The sequence below is a fragment of the Pararhizobium sp. PWRC1-1 genome, from assembly GCF_049897905.1.
Taxonomy (GTDB): Bacteria; Pseudomonadota; Alphaproteobacteria; order Rhizobiales; family Rhizobiaceae; genus Pararhizobium.
On sequence record NZ_JAFCXE010000003.1, the window covers coordinates 29391 to 46562 of the forward strand.

Sequence of the window (17172 nt, forward strand, 5' to 3'; positions counted from 1 at the left end):
CCGGCCATTGCACGCTCTTTGCGGCGTGCCTTTCTTTATCTCAGCCGATCTTATTCGGCGATGTCAACGCCTTCGAAGACAAAGTCACCGAGCGGAGACTGGACGAAGCCCGAGACCTTCTTGCTCATCGGAACGACGGCGAGCGAATGGTCGAGGGTGTTCCAGGGGGCTTCCTTCTTGAAGACGATCTGCGCCTCTTCATAGAGCTTCGTGCGCTCGGCAACGTCGGCGGTTTCCTTCGCCTTCGTCACCAGGTCGTCGAACTCCTTGTTGCACCACTGAGCGCGGTTGTTGCCGCCCACGGCATCGCAGCCGAGCAGGGTGTCAAGGAAGTTGTCCGGATCACCATTGTCGCCGGTCCAGCCGAGGATTGCCGCACCGTCGCGGTCCTTGGCAGACGAGAGCTTCAGATACTCGGCCCATTCGTAGGAGACGATTTCGGCGGTAACGCCGATCTTGGCAAGGTCAGACTGCATCAGTTCGGCTGCACGGCGGGCGTTCAGCATGTACGGACGCGCAACCGGCATGGCCCAGATCTTCATCTTGAGATCCTTGACGCCAGCGTCTTCAAGCATCTTCTTGGCGACTTCCGGGTCGTACTTGTCGTCTTCAACCTTGTCGTTATAGGACCACATTGTCGGCGGGATCGGGTTCTTGGCAACCGTTGCGGCCCCCTGGAACACGGCATCGACGATGGCCTGCTTGTTGACCGCCATGTTGAGCGCCTTGCGGACTTCAACCTTGTCGAACGGCGCAACGAGCGTGTTGTAGGCGAGGTAGGAAACGTTGAGACCGGCCTGCTCGGAGATGTTCAGGTTCGGATCGGCCTTCAGTTCGGCAACGTCAGCTGCGTTCGGATAGGACATCAGGTGGCATTCGCCGGCCTTCAGCTTCTGGGCGCGGACTGCGGCATCCGTAGTGATCGCGAACACGAGGTCATCGATCTTCTGCTTGCCACCCCAATAATCAGGGTTTGCCTTGTAGCGGATGGCGGCATCCGGCTGATAGGCGACGAACGTGAACGGACCGGTGCCGAGCGGCTGCTGGTTCATCAGTTCCATCTTGCCGTCAGCCTGAAGCTTGTCGGCATATTCCTTCGACAGGATCGAGATGAAGGGCATGCCCAGGTTGGCCAGCAACGGCGCTTCCGGGCGCTTCAGCACGATCTTGATCGTCAGGTCGTCGACCTTCTCGACCTTCTCGAGAAGATCCGGCAGGCCCATGCCGGAGAAATATTCCCATGAAGCACCGGGAACGTACTTGTTCCAGGCATTGTCGGCCTTGTACTGACGCTCGAACGAGAAGATCACGTCATCGGCGTTCAGTTCGCGCGTCGGCGTGAAGTATTCGGTCGTCTGGAACTTTACGCCCGGACGCAGCTTGAAGGTATATTCCTTGCCATCAGCGGAGATTTCCCAGCTTTCGGCCAGCGCAGGCTCGATTTCAGTCGTGCCGCGCTTGAATTCCACCAGCCGGTTATAGACCGTGTGCGCAGCCGCATCGAACGTCTGACCGCCCGTGTAGAGACCGGGGTCGAAGCCTTCCGGCGACGCTTCCGAGCAGTAGACGAAGGTCTTCGACCATGCAGAACCGGCCATCAAAGTGGCAATTGCGGTTGCTGCAAGGAGAGTAGAGAGCTTTTTCATGAGTTTGCTTCCCAGCTTTGTTCTTGTTCTCGTATTTTTCTGACGCAGAAGCCGTTGTTTCCGGTCAAGGCCGGATGGAACGACATTTGATCGGGCAATGCAATAAGCGACCCGAAAAATTTGTCCAATTGGAAAATTCTCCCAGATGCGACAAGGTCGGAGGCTATACACGACTTTCTTATCGCCTCCAGCATCGCCGTCCGAATCGATTTCGTTTTACCGTTAAAGTCAATCCCAAATTGCACTGATAGCGCCAGGGCAGCTCACATGCCATAAACACCCTGCGGGGCGGGGAGGACTGTCCAGCCTTTGTCTGCCAGGCGGGGATAGACGAAGGCAACTACACGCGGTCCTCCCTCTCGTTGCAACCTTACCGGCATGAACCGAACGGTTTAAAACTGCCGATAACTCCCCCTTTCGATTGAGATGCCAGTTGCTTATAGTGAACTGCGCGTTAAACTGGTGTCTGCGGAACACTTGGGGACGGCCGCGTCGTGGCAAACTATCAGAAAAACCACCGGCAATACTATTTTGACAGCGATTTGGAGAAAGCTCTCAATCGGGTTGATTTCTTTCGTATATTCCACACGATGACGCTTCGTTACGGCTTCGACCATTTCGGCATTCTACAGCTTGGCAACGAGGGTGACGCCTGCACGCTGACAAACCGGCTGGCCTTGCACGATCTGCCTTCCGGGCTTGCCGAGGAATATGACAAGCGCCACCGCTTCGGCGATTCGATCGTGTTCAAGAGTCTGCATACGTCTTCCATACCGTCGGTTTGGAAATCCGATGACTTGCATCTGGGCAATGGCGGCAATCTTCTCGGGCAACTCGGCTTCGACATGCTGATGTGCGTTCCGGTGACCGGCATGAACGGCGCCCGCTACGCTGTTCTGTTCCTCGGCGACGGCGAGATGATGGAGCAGCAAGCCCATTTCGCGCTTTGCTACGATGCCATTTGCGCCTTCGACTATTTCTACCGCCTCGTCCTGTCGAACAAAGCGGGCCTCGGTCTCACACCACGGGAGAGAGAGATATTGCGCTGGATCTCTCACGGTAAGACTGCAAGTGAGATCGCCCTGATCGTTTCGGTCTCCGAACACACCGTCAATTCGCACACCGCGACAATCCTGAAGAAACTCGACGTCGTCAACAGAACCCAGATGGTGGCCAAGGCTATTCGGGAGCAGATCATACAATGATGCGGCAGCGCATCACAGACGGCATATCACAAGTCTTATTGTCAGCTATTCACCAAGCGAAATTGCCAGATGACACACCCGGTCCACATCCTCCTTGTTGACGACGATCCGGCTGAAAACCTGATCATGCGTGGTTTGATGAAAAAGGTCTCGAGTATCGAGATCCATCTGCATTATTGCGAAACGATCGACGCCGCACTCGATTTCATCAAATCCGGAACGCCGGTCTCCATGGTGCTGATGGATAACCGCCTGCAGCCGCAATTCGATTTTCGCGAAACCGTCCCTGCCATGCGCCAGCACGGTTTCATCGGCCCGATCGGGGTGATCTCTTCATCGCTCGCCGACCCCTATTTCCAGAAATTCGAGGAGTACGGCGCCGATTTCCGCATCGACAAGGCAGAACTCGATCCCACCGCCATCGAATTCATCCTTCGGGAATATGTGACCAAGTCATAGACAACAAAAAGCCCGGACGAGCCGGGCTTTTTGTTGATTGAAGCGGCATCAGGCCGCCGCTGTTTTCGGATGGGTCAACTGATCGAGGCCGAGCAGGAAGTTGATCTGCGGCCGGGCCTTGACGAGGTCGTCGATCGAATATTGCTGCAGCACTTCGAAAAACGCATTGAGCGCTTTGCGCAAGGCTGCGTTCAGACCACAGCTGTCGACGAGCGGGCAGTCGATCTCGCCAGCCTCGAAACATTCCGCCATGGCGAAGCTGTCTTCGGTGACCGTGACGATATCGAAGAGACTGATGTCAGCGGCCGGCTTGGGCAGGCGCACACCACCATTGCGGCCGCGCACAGTCTCGACGAGACCGGCCTTGTTGAGCGGCTGCAGGATCTTGAAAAGGAAGAGTTCCGACACTCCATAGGCCTTGGCAATTTCCGGGATGCGGCTGAGGTGGCCGTCATTGGCAGCGCAATACATGAGCATGCGGACTGCGTAGTTCGTTTGCTTCGTCAGGCGCATTATCTACTCCAGGCTTCGAATTTAGGTGCCCCGGTTCTGATGAACCCGCGAGCCTCCGGCGACACTCAAGAACATGTGACCTCCGGCGATTCTACCGGTAGTGTCGCAATCTCCTGCTTTATATAAGGCCGATGATAGTTTGGAACAATTCCAAAAAGCAGAAAATCGTGCCGAAGTGATCATGATCAGCTTCTGGCAAGCTGTCCACCCTCCAAACGGGATAAAGTTGACGTTGCAAGTCATGTTAGCACGGTGCGCGGCACAATTCGCTTAGTTTGGGCTGGTTTTCTGGCGCAGTTCGGCCTCGTAATCGCGAATCGCCTGCTTGCGTTCTGGTGTCCCCGGATGCGTCGACAGGATATTCGTCCCGGATTTATCGCCGAGTTTCTTCTCGATGATCTCGAAGAAGCGCGCGATGGCGGTGGCATCGTAACCGGCCTCTTGCATCAGTTCGACCGAATGCCGGTCGGCAGCCGCTTCCGCATCTCTGGAATAGGAGAGCGCCAGAAGACCACTCCCCTGGACAAGCAGATCCTCGGCGCTGTCACCGACGTCGCCGGCAATCAGCATGATCAGGCCAGCCATGCCCGCAGCCCGGTAAATTTGGCGCAGGCTGTGCTCCAATTCGACATGGCCAATTTCATGCGCCAAAACACCAATGAGCATTTCGGTATCGCCGCCTGAAAGATCGACCAGTTCATCGGTGATGATCAGCGTGCCATCCGGCAGCGCGAACGCATTCGGACCGATCGCTCCGCCCTCGCGAAAGTTCAGTGTATAGGCAGCCGGACCACGGGTAGAATTTATGGCGATACGGGCGAAACCGTCCGAAATTGCCCGCCGCTTCGCGTCGTCCAGCTTCGTTTCGCTGAGAACGGTGCGATCCAGTGTTTCCAGCGTGCTGATCGACATCAGGTGCGGCACCACCGGCGGCGTCACGGCGACCGCGACTTCCACCAGCACCGGCAGAGCATAGCGGTAGACCAGGCCGGACAGCAGGAACACCGCAACGACAAAGATCAGAAGACGGGGATGAAACCGTTCAAGGCCATGAATGAGCCCTACCCGCTTACGTCCATTCGCCAGTTGAAGAGCGTCGATCGCCCCGTTATCCGCGGTTTCGAACAGCGAGCCATCGGGAAATTCGATACGGCGGGGGATCGAGCCAACCCGCGGCGATATATCCAGCGCCGGAAAGAGCGCAGATGCGAGTTCCTCGCCCTCGTCCGTCTGAGCGGCAATATGCCCGTTCTTCCCGATCAGTTGGGCCGGCACCGAGCGGCTGGAATCGCGCGGATGCCAGTCACCACGGCAAACAGGCTTTTCATCAGAAGCCAAAATCGAAGCCCTCGAACTCCATGAATTCCGCGCCGACTGCAGAGCCTTCCTGCTCGGCCGTTGCGAGGATTTCGCCGACGTCGCCGTCGAAACGGATGGCCGTGTGCTCATTGATGTAGCGGGCCATGCGGACAGCAGCCCAGGGACGCATCAAGCCAAGCGTCAGAACAGTTATGATCACATTCGACACGGCAATCCAGACATAGCGAAACCGCGACAGATCGCTTTTAAGCTCATGCTTGCCATCGAAGCGGGTCGCCGACCAGGCGATATTGCGCACGCCGGCACGATAGAACAGCGCCGCAATGCCGAAGGATAGAAGTACGGCCAGATAGGCGACAATACCAAGAACGACCATCGATGCCTGGAATTCGGGAGGCAGTGCATTGGGGTTATCGATCAAAGCGACGATCAGGGACAGGTTGGCAAGTGCTGCGACAGCGATGACCAGCAAGCCGAGGACGATGATCAATGCCGAGAAGAACCAGGTCTGGTAGATCGGCCCGAGTTTTGGATCCGTTGTAAACGACCGGCCACCATAGCGCAGATTGTTGCCGAGATAGCGGTACATCCAGCGGCTGGCGAGCGGCGCCAGGATACCGAGCGACAACACGGCCATGACCGGACCGGCCATGAAGGCGATGAACGCACCGCCCATCTTGCCGACGAAATTGAAACGGACGTTACGGTAACTGGTGACGCGGGCGCTGAAGCGCAGGCCGCGCATGATCAGCCAGGGAAAGAAGCACAGGACGACCAAACCCACGACGAGGCCGGCAATCGGCAACACCGCCAGGATGATATTGTAAACCACAAGATAGCCAAGGACGATCAATCGTCCGATGAAAATCTGCTTGCCCTTGGCGTGATATTCGAAGGCGCGGCCGAGCAGCACCGTGTTGCCGTAGAAATAACGGTTGCGGCGCACCTTCGCCCAGGCCGAATAGATGCCCAACGTGATGATGGTCAAAAGGATATTGACGATCCAGATGCCGAAATACTCCGCCGCATTTCCGGTAAACGACAGCCGGTGAAAATCCTGCGATGCGGCCGGCAGTGGTGCCGTGTCGGTTGTGCTCATCGTCGCCCCTCTTGCGTATCATCAGATGCAATTCAAGAACGGCCGACTATCCCCCGATATTCGGCCGCTTGGGCCATGTCTTAAACTGTCACCCCGGCAGGTCAACCGCACCACGGAGTTCACAACAAAAAAGGGCCTCCATGCGGAGGCCCAATCGGGGAGGATAGACGATATCTCGACGTTACTTCATCGTCGGGATGGAGAACTCGGCACCGTCCTTGATGCCGGAGGGCCAGCGGCTCGTGATCGTCTTGGTACGGGTCCAGAACTTGATTGAGTCCGTGCCGTGCTGGTTGAGATCGCCGAAGGACGAGGACTTCCAGCCGCCGAAGGAGTGGTAGGCCAGCGGAACCGGGATCGGAACGTTGACGCCGACCATGCCGATGTTGATACGGCTGGCGAAGTCACGGGCCGCATCGCCATCGCGGGTGTAGATCGCGACGCCGTTGCCATATTCGTGCTTCATCGGCAGATCGAGGGCTTCCTCGTAGGTCTTGGCACGAACGACGGAGAGAACCGGGCCGAAGATCTCCTGCTTGTAGATGTCCATATCCGGGGTGACGTTGTCGAACAGGCAGCCGCCGACGAAGTTGCCGTTTTCATAGCCCTGAAGCTTGAAATCGCGGCCATCGACGACGAGGTTTGCGCCTTCTTCGACACCCTTGTTGATCAAGCCGAGAATACGCTCCTTGGCTTCCTTGGTGACGACCGGGCCCATGTCGGCCTTCTCGTCGGTGTAAGGACCGATGCGCAAGGATTCGACCATCGGGGTCAGCTTTGCGATCAGGCGGTCGGCGGTTTCCTTGCCGACGGGAACCGCAACCGATATCGCCATGCAGCGCTCACCGGCCGAGCCGTAACCGGCGCCCATCAGGGCGTTGGCGGCCTGGTCGAGATCGGCATCCGGCATGATGATCATGTGGTTCTTGGCGCCGCCAAAGCACTGGGCTCGCTTGCCGTTCATGGCAGCCGTGCCATAGACGTAACGGGCGATCGGGGTCGAGCCGACGAAGGAAACGGCGGAAATGTCCGGGTGCGTCAGGATCGCATCGACCGCGCCCTTGTCACCGTTGACGACATTGAGGATACCGGCAGGAAGGCCCGCCTCGATCATCAGTTCGGCCAGACGCATCGGCACGGACGGATCACGCTCCGAAGGCTTCAGGATGAAGGCGTTGCCGCAGGCGATTGCCGGGGCAAACATCCACATCGGGATCATCGCCGGGAAGTTGAAAGGCGTGATGCCGGCGCCGATGCCGACGGCCTGGCGGATCGAATACATATCGATGTTCGGGCCAGCACCCTCGGTGAATTCGCTCTTGGACAGATGCGGAATACCGATGACGAACTCGCAGACTTCCAGCCCGCGAATGACGTCACCCTTGGCGTCGTCGATGGTCTTGCCATGCTCACGCGACAGCATTTCGGCCAGTTCATCCATGTTGTCGTTCAGAAGCTGCACGAACTTCATGAAGACGCGGGCGCGGCGCTGCGGATTGGTCGCAGCCCATTTCGGCTGTGCAGCCTTGGCGTTTGCAACGGCGGCAGCCATTTCCGCGTCGTTTGCAAGCGCCACGGTTGCCTGAACTTCGCCGGTAGCCGGATTGAAGACGTTGGCGGTACGGCCGCTCGTGCCCGCAACGCGCTTGCCGCCGATGAAATGACCGATCTCGTACATGGGTGATCCTCCTGATCTTGATTATGACGGGAGTGTCGCACTACAATATGCACAAATCAACGCGCGATATTCAGGAACCGTTGTGCAGAAATTGATGTTCGAGTCGTGTTTCCTCTTCTCCCCAGCGGGGAGAAGGTGGCCTGCAGTGCCGGATGAGGGGGCGACACCCTCGGAAATTGACGCAGCCCCCCTCATCGCCTCGCCATGCTCGGCACTTCTCCCCGCTGGGGAGAAGAGGAAGTGCATCCATGAACTGGGATGACGTTCGCATGTTCCTGGCGGTTGCCCGCAGTGGCCAGATCCTGTCGGCCTCGAAACGGCTGGGGCTCAATCATGCGACGCTGAGCCGGCGGGTCACAGCTCTGGAAGAGTCGTTGAAGACGCGGCTTTTGATCCGCCGAACCAACGGCTGCGACCTGACGACCGAGGGCGAGATTTTCCTGCATGCGGCGGAGCGAATGGAAACCGAGATGCTGGCGGCGCAGGCGCAGATCGGCCGGATCGATACTGCGGTCGCCGGTACCGTGCGCGTTGGGGCGCCCGACGGTTTTGGGGTTTCGTTCCTCGCCCCGCGCCTTGGCAAGTTGACAGCCCGCTTCCCGGAACTGCGCATCCAACTGGTGCCGGTGCCCCGCTCGTTTTCGCTGTCGCAACGCGAAGCCGATATTGCCATCACGCTGGAGCGCCCGGAACAGGGCCGACTGATATCGTCGAAACTGACCGATTACACCCTGGGGCTCTATGCTTCGCAGGAATACCTGTCGTCCTATGGAGCGCCCGAAAGCGTTTATGACCTGAAAAGCCATCGCCGGATCGGCTATGTCGAGGACCTGATCTTTACCGCCTCGCTGAATTTTACCGGCGAGATCATGCGCAGCTGGGATGCCTCGTTCGAGATTTCCAGCGCTACAGGCCAGACCGAAGCCGTGCGCTCAAGCGCCGGGATCGGCATCCTGCACAACTATATCGCCCGCCAATATCCCGAGCTAATCCGCATCCTGCCGGAGACGACGATCCGGCGGGGCTACTGGACCACCTATCATGAGAGCGCCCGCGAACTCGTCCGCGTCCGCACCGTCGTCGATTTCCTTCAGGAACTGGTGACGGAGGAGCACGGCATCTTCCTGTAATGGCTGCTTATTGCGGCACGGACGCAAAGTCCGACGGCATGGGGACGAAGGAAGGCTTGGCGGCCGCCTTTGAAACGTCCTGTTCGGCAACCACAGCCGGGGTCGCCGTCGCAGCCAATGCTGCGGCTTCTCCCGGTAGCGGCACCTTGGCGGCATGGGTGACGGGCTTTTCGGCTGGCGCGTCCACTGGTGTTTCCGCGACGACGGCGGGTTTTGGCGTGCGGCGCACGGCGACCGGGGTTTCCGACTTTGCGGGCTGCGGCTCTGTAAACGGTTCAACCAACGGCAACGGGGCCGGCGCGAAAACCAAAGCTCCGGCATTTGGTAACGACGGATTGATACGCAGGCCCTGCATCAGCGCGACGACACGGTCGGCCGCGATCGACGGGCTGCAATAGCGCATCCGGATTTGGGCGGCGTCTCCGGAACCGATCCCCCGCCCGCCGTCATAGGGCCTGATATTCCTGGCAAACTGCCATGCGTAGACGCAGCTGCCACCCTTGCCAAGAGAACCGGTGGCATAACCGAAGACACCATAGGCATTGTCGGCGATCACCGGGCTGATCTGCATCGTCACGCCGGACAAAGCGCTTCGCATTTCCGCTTCGACCTGCGACCGCGACGGCGCGCCGTTGCTGCGCGTGATCTTTGCGGACGGATCGATCGTCACGCTCAGTAGGTTCTCGCCAGCAAGGTCGGTCGCATTGGCGTAGACGATCGTCTGCTCGATTTTCCCCTTGGCTCCCGTCTGCCGCACCGTGGCGGCCGGAAGCCCAGGAAGGGCTGCGACTGCGTATTCGGGAGAAACCGTGGTTGCGAGCGACGGCCAATTGCCTTCGACGGACCCTGTCCGCAGGAACGGGTCATCGACCATCGACGTGCACGAGGCGAGCATCGAGACCAAAGCGATTGTTGGAAAAAAACTTTTCATCGGCGTGTATCCGTCTGGCTCGTGGCGACCAGGCCGGCTCTCACGCCGGCATCCGACAGGTGATCGTTGAGGCGCTGGAACACCTGTTTGGCGACCTGCTTGTTTCCAAGGTGATAGTAGGCCCAGCCGCGCAGCTGGCTGAGATCGGCCGGTTCCGCTACGAGGCTTGCCCTCGCATTCAGTGCGTCGAGCGTCTTTTGATATTGCTTGCGATCGAAGCTTGCCCGGGCGCGCTGGAAATAGATTTCCACCCGGATTTCCCGGTCGCGTTCGGCGCTGAGCGGATAAGCCATGATGATCGCCTCGGCATCATCCGTCAGACGCCCGCGCAGCAGGGTGAGTGCTGTTCCATACGCAGCATCGGCCTGCACCTGTCCGCCGGCGGAAAGACCGTCTGCGAAGGCTGCGCGTGCCTCTGCAAGGCGGCCAAGACCGAGATAGCACCAGCCGCCGATCTGGGCCGCATCCGATGACAGTTGCCCGCGACTGCGCAGGTCGGCCAGATCGTTGATGCAGGCGGCATAGCGCTTGGCCTGGAAATTGCGAAAGTAGTTGGCCTGAATGATCCCACGCGGCTTGATCACCGCAGCGGCAGCCCTTCCCTTCGGCGGCGATGCGACGCGAATCTCGTCCCAGATATTGGGATAGGCCGAACCGTATTTTTCCTGCAGCGCGGCAAATTCCTGTTTCTGCGACAGGCGCAGATAGGAGAGCGCCAGCCCCTTGACGCGCGCCGGTGCCATCTTCCAATCGACGGCCTTCTGGAACCAGGCAGATGAGGCCTCATACTGCTTGGAATTATAGGCATACCAGGCAAGAGTTTCCGCGTGGTCGGCATTCAGGGTCTGCAGGATCGTCGTCGAATAGGAAGCAACGATCTTTTCATCGATCACCGCCATGTCCGGCTTGTCAAAGCGCAGCGACAGCGCGTTCATCAGGAATTCCGGGTCGCCGGACAAGTCCTGCAGATAGGTGGTCGCCACCTTGTAGGCTTCTTCCTCAAGATTTTGTGCGGCGAGGCTAAGATAGAGACCCTTGGCATTGGCAGCATCCGCCTGGAGCTCCAGCGCCTTGCTGAACCATTGCGCACTAACGGCCGGCTGCTTGATCTTCAGAAAATACCAGCCGAGCAGCGCCATATCCTCGATCTTCGGCGGCGCGGCGTTCTTGAGTGGCGCCAACTGTTCATCAGAGAGGGGCACTGTCTGTTTTTCATTTGCGTTGAAATCGGCGACCGTCCTGCGCAGGAGATCAAAGGCAACAGGCTGCAAGCCCGCCTGCATGGCCGGCGTCACGGCGAGTTTCTGCATGACGGCCTGGACTTCGGCGGCAGGAAAATCCCGGATGGCCTTCTGCAATGTGGTGATCAGCACCGCATCCGGCAGACGCTTGTCGCCCTCGCGTAGAAGGATGCCGCGATAGACATCCGCGAGCGGCTGTTTCATGCCGGTCTGCGCGTAGGCATCGATCAGCGTCCAGAGCAGGTCCACTTCGGTTTCCGTCGCAGGATCGATGCTGCCGCCGGCCTGGATGACATCCGTCCAGTTCTGGTCCTTCGCCGCTTCGGTCATCAGCACGCGCTGTTTGCGGCGCGCCAGCTTTTCGGTGAAATCCGCAGTCGGCTCCCAGTCCGGCATCTCGCTCTTGCGGCGGATGATCTCGGCGTCGATGCCGGTGAAATCGCTCTTGTCATAGAGCTGCCAGAGCACGGTCTCGTCGATACCGCGCGCCGATTGCTGCAGGTACAGGTCCTGCGGCATCTCGAATTGCGGGAATTTCAGCCGCAAGCGCGCAGCCTCGGCGGCAACACGTCCATCCTGCTTCTGCTCGGCGTAATAATAGAGCGCCGCCATTTCAACTTCATCTGGCTGGTTTGCCGCCGCCTGGGTTGGCGCAGGCTGCGCTCTGCCCGCCGCTGCCGAGGGCTCGATCTGTCCGGCCGCTGAATTCAGAGCCTCATCGACGATGCGAAAAGAGCCGCCGGCCTGCGTCAGCAGCTTTGCCGAATCCTGCGAGAATGCCGTTGCCGGCAGGAGCAGGCTCGATGCGGCCAGAAGGGCGAGCCAATGTTTCTTCATCATGATCATTGATCCGACCTCACACCCTTGCGCGGAATGGCAAGCCCGAGCCAAACGGCAAACACGCCCATCAAGCCGACGATGAGCAGAACGTAGAACTGGAAATTGTCCGAGAACCAGGCAGCAGCCAGACGGCGGATGTTGCTGGGGCTCTGATCGGTCATCCCAGCGATGAAATGCGACCCGGCCGGCACGGTGTTGACCGCCAGGCTCGCCGTCTCGATCTCGGCCGAACCGCCATTCAACCCTGCCCAGACCGCCGGTTCGACAAGCCGGTGCACACCAAGCGCGATGTCGGCGGGCGATGCCGCATGCACCACCGTCCAAACTGCGTCCCCGGAAGGCGACGGGATCTGCGTCAGGGTCAGCAGGGAATGTCCCGGCTTGAGCTTCGCCACCGGGCCGGAACCATCCTGATAATTCAGCCATTTGGCGAAGCGTGTGCCCGCCATGGAAAGCCAGCTTTCCACTTTCGACGTGACGGAGAGCTGATCATCCGCGCGCGTGGTCGATTTGCGGAAAGCTTCCAGCAAGGCACTGGATTCGCCGCCGTCCTGCTCGACATTTGCGGTGAAGGCGCTGCCACCGATGGCGGCCGTCTGCAACGGATCGACGTCAGAAGCCGCTGCCGCGTCCATCTGGAATGCACTGCTCGGAAACGCTCCCTTGCCGGCATTGCCGAGATCGGCAAAGGCGTTCTGCGTATTGATCACCAGCGCATTACGCCCTTCCGAAGGGGTGCTCACACCCAGCCGGATATCGGCATTGAGCGGGTTGCGGGCAGCCAGCGCCAGGCGGGACAGGATGGTGAGGGCAGCACCCGCCGACTGTGCGTCCGGCCGCTCGACCACAATATCGAAGGGCTTGCCGTCTGCATAGGGATAGGCGTTGCCGGCAAAAGCGCCAATATCCGGAAGGCGGCCGATCCGGGCAAGTGCGGGGATTTCGATCGCCGTTTCCTTCAACAGGATGAAGCGTGGTGTCATGTCGTCGCGCGCTTCCGGTGCGCAGGTCTCATCGGCGCTGACAGGCAGTTCGGCGAGAAGCTCGACCTTGTTGTTGCCTGGGCGAAATGCCCGTAGCGGCAGCTCGATCAGCTTGCCGTCGAACTGCTCGCCGGCGCTGTTGCGGAAGGGATAGCTGGTGACGACACGGTCGTTGACCCGCACAAGGAACTGCGCCGTCCTGTTCAGGCCGGGCGACGTGGCGGCGTGCAGTTTCAGGCCGATCGTCGCATAATCAGCCGGATAGAAATCCGCCGGCATAACCATATTGAAGCCCGTGCGCGACAAACGCCCGGAAAACACGCGGGTCTCGTAGCCGGTTTCCGCCAGCGTAAAGCTCTTGGATGCATCGGCAACGATCGTCCCCGACCCGGCAGCGAAGATGCCGCTGTCGAGGCTTTCCTTCAGCGGACCCCGGATCGCCTCCAGCAGCTGGCCGCTCATTTCGGCGCGGGTGGCGCCGCGCAGGCTGACCATCGCACGCCCGTCTTCTGCCGCATTCTTCACCGCCAAACCATAGGGCGGCGTGTCACCGCTGCGTGTCTGCGCGCGGGTCTTGTCCGTCGAGACATAGAGGTCGATGCCCGGACCGGTGCCCGGCTTTTCGCCGATGGTAACGGCCATATCATCGCGATTGAGAAACAGCACCAGCGTCTGCAAAGCGGGAGCCGCGTCGTTCAACATCTCGGCAGTCGCCGTCTGCGGCAGGATCAGCCTGACATCGGTGACATTGGCATCGGTGCGCGCAACCGTCAGCAGATCGTTAAAAGAGCGAAAGCCATGGCCGCTTGCAGCAACGAAACCGCTGGCGGCAGAATTGAATTCGCTCCAGAGTTCATGGGTTGCTTCCAGCGAGCAATCGACCCGATGGAACTGGCGCGCCCGTACCTGCACCTGATTGCGGCCGGGCCGGAGCAGATCGTCACCAACGCTCACCAGCGCGGTCTTGAAACCGTTCGGCGAGCCGATGCGAAACGTGCCTGCAGCCTTGCCGTTGACCTCGACCTCCATCACGGACGTATCCGGCAGGACCGAAACGGCGTTGCGATAGGCAAGCGCGATCTCGCCGCCTGCTGCAGCCTGATCGGCCGAGAGGTTGAAGCTCAGCCTCGCCACGTCATCCTCGCCGGTCAGACGATAGGCCGGCAACGCTTGTTCGAACGGCACGAGCACACCACTCATCCTGGCAACAGCAACATCGGCCTGTACCGGCCGGGTCGACAGGATGCTTTCGCTTTCAAGCGGCGCCGTGCGGACAACGGCGGGTGCAGCGTCCAGCAGGCTTTGGGCAGACAGCGGCAGTGCCTGGGCCAGGATCAGCGCAACGGATAAGCCGGCTGTCCGGGCGCGACGGGATTTAGCCATAGAGTTGCGCTCCTGGATGAATGGGGCCGGCTTCGGCAATTTTGGCAGGCAGAGAGGCGGTGACGACCTTATTATTGTCGTTCAGCACCATCGGTGCATCCTCGAAAGACTGGACGACGCTTTCGCGGATCAGGCCGGCGCTGTAGCGGATGGCGCGCAGCGATTCCGTCAGGCTCCAGAGCGCAAACCGGCTGGTGCCCCAGAAGAAATTCTTGCGGGTCTGACGACGCACCAACCGGTCCTGCAGCACGGATTGGTCGGAATACATCAGCTCGGCAATCGCCATGACCGTTTCCGGCGTTCGTTCGGAATAGGCAAAGCCGCAGATCGCCGTCTGGTCGAGCATACGCCGCGAGCGGTAGACGACATTGAAGTTGATGACCTGGCCGCCGCGGCGCACTTCAACCTTGGCGATGGTCGGATTGACGAGATCCAGCTTCGGCTCCTTATCGACGAACTCGATCGACACGCCGCCGCTCGAGGCATCCTGGATGATGACATGGTGGATGATATCATCGACGTGCATCAGCGCATGACGCTTGACCGGCAGACGCTGGTTGCGGCGCAGTTCGCGGCGTTCGGCAATGGCACCGAGGGCAGCACCGGCGAGGCCGAGATTGATCAGGTTCCACATGGCGACGATCAGAAGCAATTCGCTGGCGACCGGCTCGGTCAGCACGCGGTATCCGGAATAAAGGGCAGCGGCGAGCAGCAGGAAGAAGATGGCAAAGTATGGTGTTGCCAGCGGCGACAGCTTGCTCTTGTCCAGTGTCTGGCCCTTGGCCGTCACATTGAAGGTCGGCTTACGCGGATTACGCACGACGCTCACGATGCTGCCGAACAGGAAGACGGCCTGGACATATTCATAGAGCTCGGAAATCCATGGCCAGCGGACGCGGCCATAGAGATAGCTCTGCATGGCAAACGAGCTGATCAAATAGGTGACCGCGTAGGAAGCAAACTCGAGGATATTGGCCTTGTAGATTTCCAGCGAGAAGAAGATGTAGAGCAGCGGCGAGAACATGAAGGCGAGCCGCGACAGCGGAAACAGCCAGAACATGTTGATACCGGCATAGCAGATGCGTTGCGGGATCGAGAGACCTTTGGCAAGGAACGGCCGCTTCAGGATGAGGATCTGCAGCATGCCCTGGCACCAGCGGGCGCGCTGGCCTATGAAGGAAACGAAGGTTTCCGGCTGCAGGCCTGCAATCAGCGGCTTGTCGATATAGACCGAGTGCCAGCCCTGGCAATGCAGCGACAATGCCGTTTCGCAATCCTCGGTGATCGACTGACCGGAAAACCCATCCGTGGTCATCAACGCCGAACGGCGAAGCACCGCTGCCGAGCCGCAGAAGAACGACGCGTTCCACTTGTCGAGCCCGCACTGCAGGATCGAATAGAACATCTCGTTTTCGGACGGCATGCGGGCAAAAGTCTGGAGGTTCTTTTCCAGCGGGTCGGGATTGAGGAAATAGTGCGGCGTCTGGACGAGGAAGAGCTTTTCGTCCTCCCTGAAGAAGCCGACCGTCTCGCGCAGGAAGTCGCGCACCGGGGCATGGTCGGCATCGAACACGACGACCAGCTCGCCCTTGGAAACCTTCAGGCCTTCATTGAGATTACCGGCCTTGGCGTGGTCGTTCTGCTTGCGGGCATGGTAGTGCACGCCCATCGCAGAGCAGAGCGCCTTCAGCTGCTCATGGCGGCGGATGGCGGCGACGGAGACATGCGGGTTCTTGTGATTGCGCTTGGCATCCGTGCCGCCATCGTCGAGCAGGTAGATGTTCAGCTTGTCCTTCGGATAAGCCATCGACTTGGCGGCGGCCAGCGTCACGGCCAGAAGCTCGGCGTCTTCATTATAGCTCGGGATGAACACATCGACCGTCGGCAGGTCGGCGGCAGCGCCCATGTCCGGCGTCTTCCGCTTGATCGGATCGATGACCATGAAGAAGCTGATCGCCAGCATTGCCAGGCAATACATTTCGGCGAGGTAGAGCAGGAAACCAGGAATGAAGTTCAGCGGCTCGGTTATATCCGGCAGCGTCTCGGTGGTGCGCCAGAAACCGTAGCGCAGCGCAATGATGCCGGCGAAGACGAGCGTGATAACGCGGAACGTGCTGTTATCGGGCCGCGTCATGCCAATGAACATGATGCCGAGAACCGCGAAAGAAAGCATGAGCTGCGCCTGAAGGCTCATAGGCAACAGAATAAGAGTCAAGCCGAGAGCGCCGGCTGGAATAGCCAGATATTTTCCGCACATCATGTGCCACCAACCCCATCGTCATCTTCAGCGGCGCATCATGCGGGCCGGTTCTACATCGAACAGCCGGAACCTAAGCGGCGAAGGGTCAACAGAATGCTAATTTGCGGCAGGCTGACCGGAAACGACACAGGACTAGGTAAACACAAGGTTTACGGACCGCTCCAAGATCTGAGGAGGGGGCGCGGGATCGGCCGAAGGAACCTGCGGGCCATCATCGCGTTGCTATTGCGACAACAGGAGACAAACGATGACGCTTCCCGCCGATCCCATTCCCGGCCCCATTCCGCAGATCGAGCAGCCGGTACCGGTCAAGGAGCCCGAGCCCGACCGGCTCCCGGACGAGGAACCCTTGCCCAATCCCGATGAAAATCCGCAACCGCCGCAGCAGGTGGAACACCGCTGAAATCACTCGTTCTGGAATGACAGGACAGGCGGTAAATCTCCAGTGAGCTGATAGAGACCACAAAGGCCCAGCAATGCAGGC

General features: G+C 59.6%; 13 protein-coding genes. 4 read left to right on the forward strand and 9 right to left on the reverse strand.

Features of this window, described 5'->3' with window-relative positions:
- Positions 1-50: 50 nt before the first annotated feature.
- The gene (locus ACP7E0_RS06110; protein ID WP_426123662.1) at positions 51-1646 is read right to left on the reverse strand and encodes an ABC transporter substrate-binding protein; all 1596 of its coding nucleotides are present in this window, start codon (positions 1644-1646) and stop codon (positions 51-53) included.
- A 590-nt stretch (positions 1647-2236) separates the two neighbouring features.
- On the opposite strand from ACP7E0_RS06110, the gene ACP7E0_RS06115 reads away from it, so the two are divergent.
- Positions 2237-2851 carry a helix-turn-helix domain-containing protein gene (locus ACP7E0_RS06115; RefSeq protein WP_426123663.1) on the forward strand — a complete coding sequence of 205 codons (615 nt, stop codon included), beginning with the start codon at positions 2237-2239 and terminating at the stop codon, positions 2849-2851.
- A gap of 69 nt (positions 2852-2920) precedes the next feature.
- Entirely contained in the window at positions 2921-3310 is a 390-nt protein-coding gene (locus tag ACP7E0_RS06120; RefSeq protein WP_426123665.1) for a response regulator, read from the forward strand.
- A gap of 48 nt (positions 3311-3358) precedes the next feature.
- Here ACP7E0_RS06120 and rirA read toward each other — a convergent pair whose 3' ends face one another.
- The 4 genes from rirA to ACP7E0_RS06140 all read right to left on the reverse strand — a co-directional run bounded on the left by rirA (position 3359) and on the right by ACP7E0_RS06140 (position 7920).
- Positions 3359-3823 (reverse strand): iron-responsive transcriptional regulator RirA, encoded by a 465-nt coding sequence (gene rirA, locus ACP7E0_RS06125; protein WP_113314143.1) that lies wholly within the window; start codon positions 3821-3823, stop codon positions 3359-3361.
- Positions 3824-4093: 270 nt separating this feature from the next.
- A complete protein-coding gene (locus ACP7E0_RS06130; protein ID WP_426123666.1) occupies positions 4094-5161 on the reverse strand; it encodes a M48 family metallopeptidase in 1068 nt (355 codons plus the stop codon).
- Positions 5151-6242, reverse strand: coding sequence for a YjgN family protein (locus ACP7E0_RS06135; protein ID WP_426123668.1), 1092 nt, complete (start codon positions 6240-6242; stop codon positions 5151-5153). The genes ACP7E0_RS06130 and ACP7E0_RS06135 overlap by 11 nt, the downstream gene beginning before the upstream one ends.
- A 181-nt stretch (positions 6243-6423) precedes the next feature.
- Complete coding sequence (locus tag ACP7E0_RS06140; protein ID WP_426123670.1) at positions 6424-7920, reverse strand: CoA-acylating methylmalonate-semialdehyde dehydrogenase; 1497 nt, start codon at positions 7918-7920, stop codon at positions 6424-6426.
- A 248-nt stretch (positions 7921-8168) separates the two neighbouring features.
- Between ACP7E0_RS06140 and ACP7E0_RS06145 the strand changes: the two genes are divergently transcribed.
- A complete protein-coding gene (locus tag ACP7E0_RS06145) occupies positions 8169-9050 on the forward strand; it encodes a LysR family transcriptional regulator (RefSeq protein WP_426123671.1) in 882 nt (293 codons plus the stop codon).
- Positions 9051-9057: 7 nt separating this feature from the next.
- Here the strand turns inward: ACP7E0_RS06145 and bcsN are convergent, their stop codons facing one another.
- From bcsN to bcsA, 4 genes are read right to left on the reverse strand one after another with little or no spacing between them, the layout of a single operon-like run.
- Positions 9058-9981, reverse strand: coding sequence for a cellulose biosynthesis protein BcsN (bcsN, locus tag ACP7E0_RS06150; RefSeq protein ID WP_426123672.1), 924 nt, complete (start codon positions 9979-9981; stop codon positions 9058-9060).
- Positions 9978-12062, reverse strand: a complete 2085-nt coding sequence (locus ACP7E0_RS06155) for a bacterial transcriptional activator domain-containing protein (RefSeq protein ID WP_426123673.1) — start codon at positions 12060-12062, stop codon at positions 9978-9980. Before ACP7E0_RS06155 ends, bcsN begins: the two co-directional genes overlap by 4 nt.
- Positions 12063-12064: 2 nt before the next feature.
- The gene (locus ACP7E0_RS06160) at positions 12065-14428 is read right to left on the reverse strand and encodes a cellulose biosynthesis cyclic di-GMP-binding regulatory protein BcsB (protein WP_426123675.1); all 2364 of its coding nucleotides are present in this window, start codon (positions 14426-14428) and stop codon (positions 12065-12067) included.
- Positions 14421-16688 (reverse strand): UDP-forming cellulose synthase catalytic subunit, encoded by a 2268-nt coding sequence (gene bcsA, locus ACP7E0_RS06165; protein ID WP_426123676.1) that lies wholly within the window; start codon positions 16686-16688, stop codon positions 14421-14423. The genes ACP7E0_RS06160 and bcsA overlap by 8 nt, the downstream gene beginning before the upstream one ends.
- Positions 16689-16935: 247 nt before the next feature.
- Between bcsA and ACP7E0_RS06170 the strand changes: the two genes are divergently transcribed.
- Positions 16936-17091, forward strand: a complete 156-nt coding sequence (locus ACP7E0_RS06170) for a hypothetical protein (protein ID WP_426123678.1) — start codon at positions 16936-16938, stop codon at positions 17089-17091.
- Positions 17092-17172 lie beyond the last annotated feature (81 nt).

Bases quoted from the DNA above. Each gene is read 5' to 3' on its own strand.
- ACP7E0_RS06110 (WP_426123662.1), bottom strand. From the start codon at position 1,646: ATGAAAAAGCTCTCTACTCTCCTTGCAGCAACCGCAATTGCCACTTTG.
- ACP7E0_RS06115 (WP_426123663.1), top strand. From the start codon at position 2,237: ATGACGCTTCGTTACGGCTTCGACCATTTCGGCATTCTACAGCTTGGC.
- ACP7E0_RS06120 (WP_426123665.1), top strand. From the start codon at position 2,921: ATGACACACCCGGTCCACATCCTCCTTGTTGACGACGATCCGGCTGAA.
- rirA (WP_113314143.1), bottom strand. From the start codon at position 3,823: ATGCGCCTGACGAAGCAAACGAACTACGCAGTCCGCATGCTCATGTAT.
- ACP7E0_RS06135 (WP_426123668.1), bottom strand. From the start codon at position 6,242: ATGAGCACAACCGACACGGCACCACTGCCGGCCGCATCGCAGGATTTT.
- ACP7E0_RS06140 (WP_426123670.1), bottom strand. From the start codon at position 7,920: ATGTACGAGATCGGTCATTTCATCGGCGGCAAGCGCGTTGCGGGCACG.
- ACP7E0_RS06145 (WP_426123671.1), top strand. From the start codon at position 8,169: ATGAACTGGGATGACGTTCGCATGTTCCTGGCGGTTGCCCGCAGTGGC.
- bcsN (WP_426123672.1), bottom strand. From the start codon at position 9,981: ATGAAAAGTTTTTTTCCAACAATCGCTTTGGTCTCGATGCTCGCCTCG.
- ACP7E0_RS06155 (WP_426123673.1), bottom strand. From the start codon at position 12,062: ATGATGAAGAAACATTGGCTCGCCCTTCTGGCCGCATCGAGCCTGCTC.
- ACP7E0_RS06160 (WP_426123675.1), bottom strand. From the start codon at position 14,428: ATGGCTAAATCCCGTCGCGCCCGGACAGCCGGCTTATCCGTTGCGCTG.
- bcsA (WP_426123676.1), bottom strand. From the start codon at position 16,688: ATGATGTGCGGAAAATATCTGGCTATTCCAGCCGGCGCTCTCGGCTTG.
- ACP7E0_RS06170 (WP_426123678.1), top strand. From the start codon at position 16,936: ATGACGCTTCCCGCCGATCCCATTCCCGGCCCCATTCCGCAGATCGAG.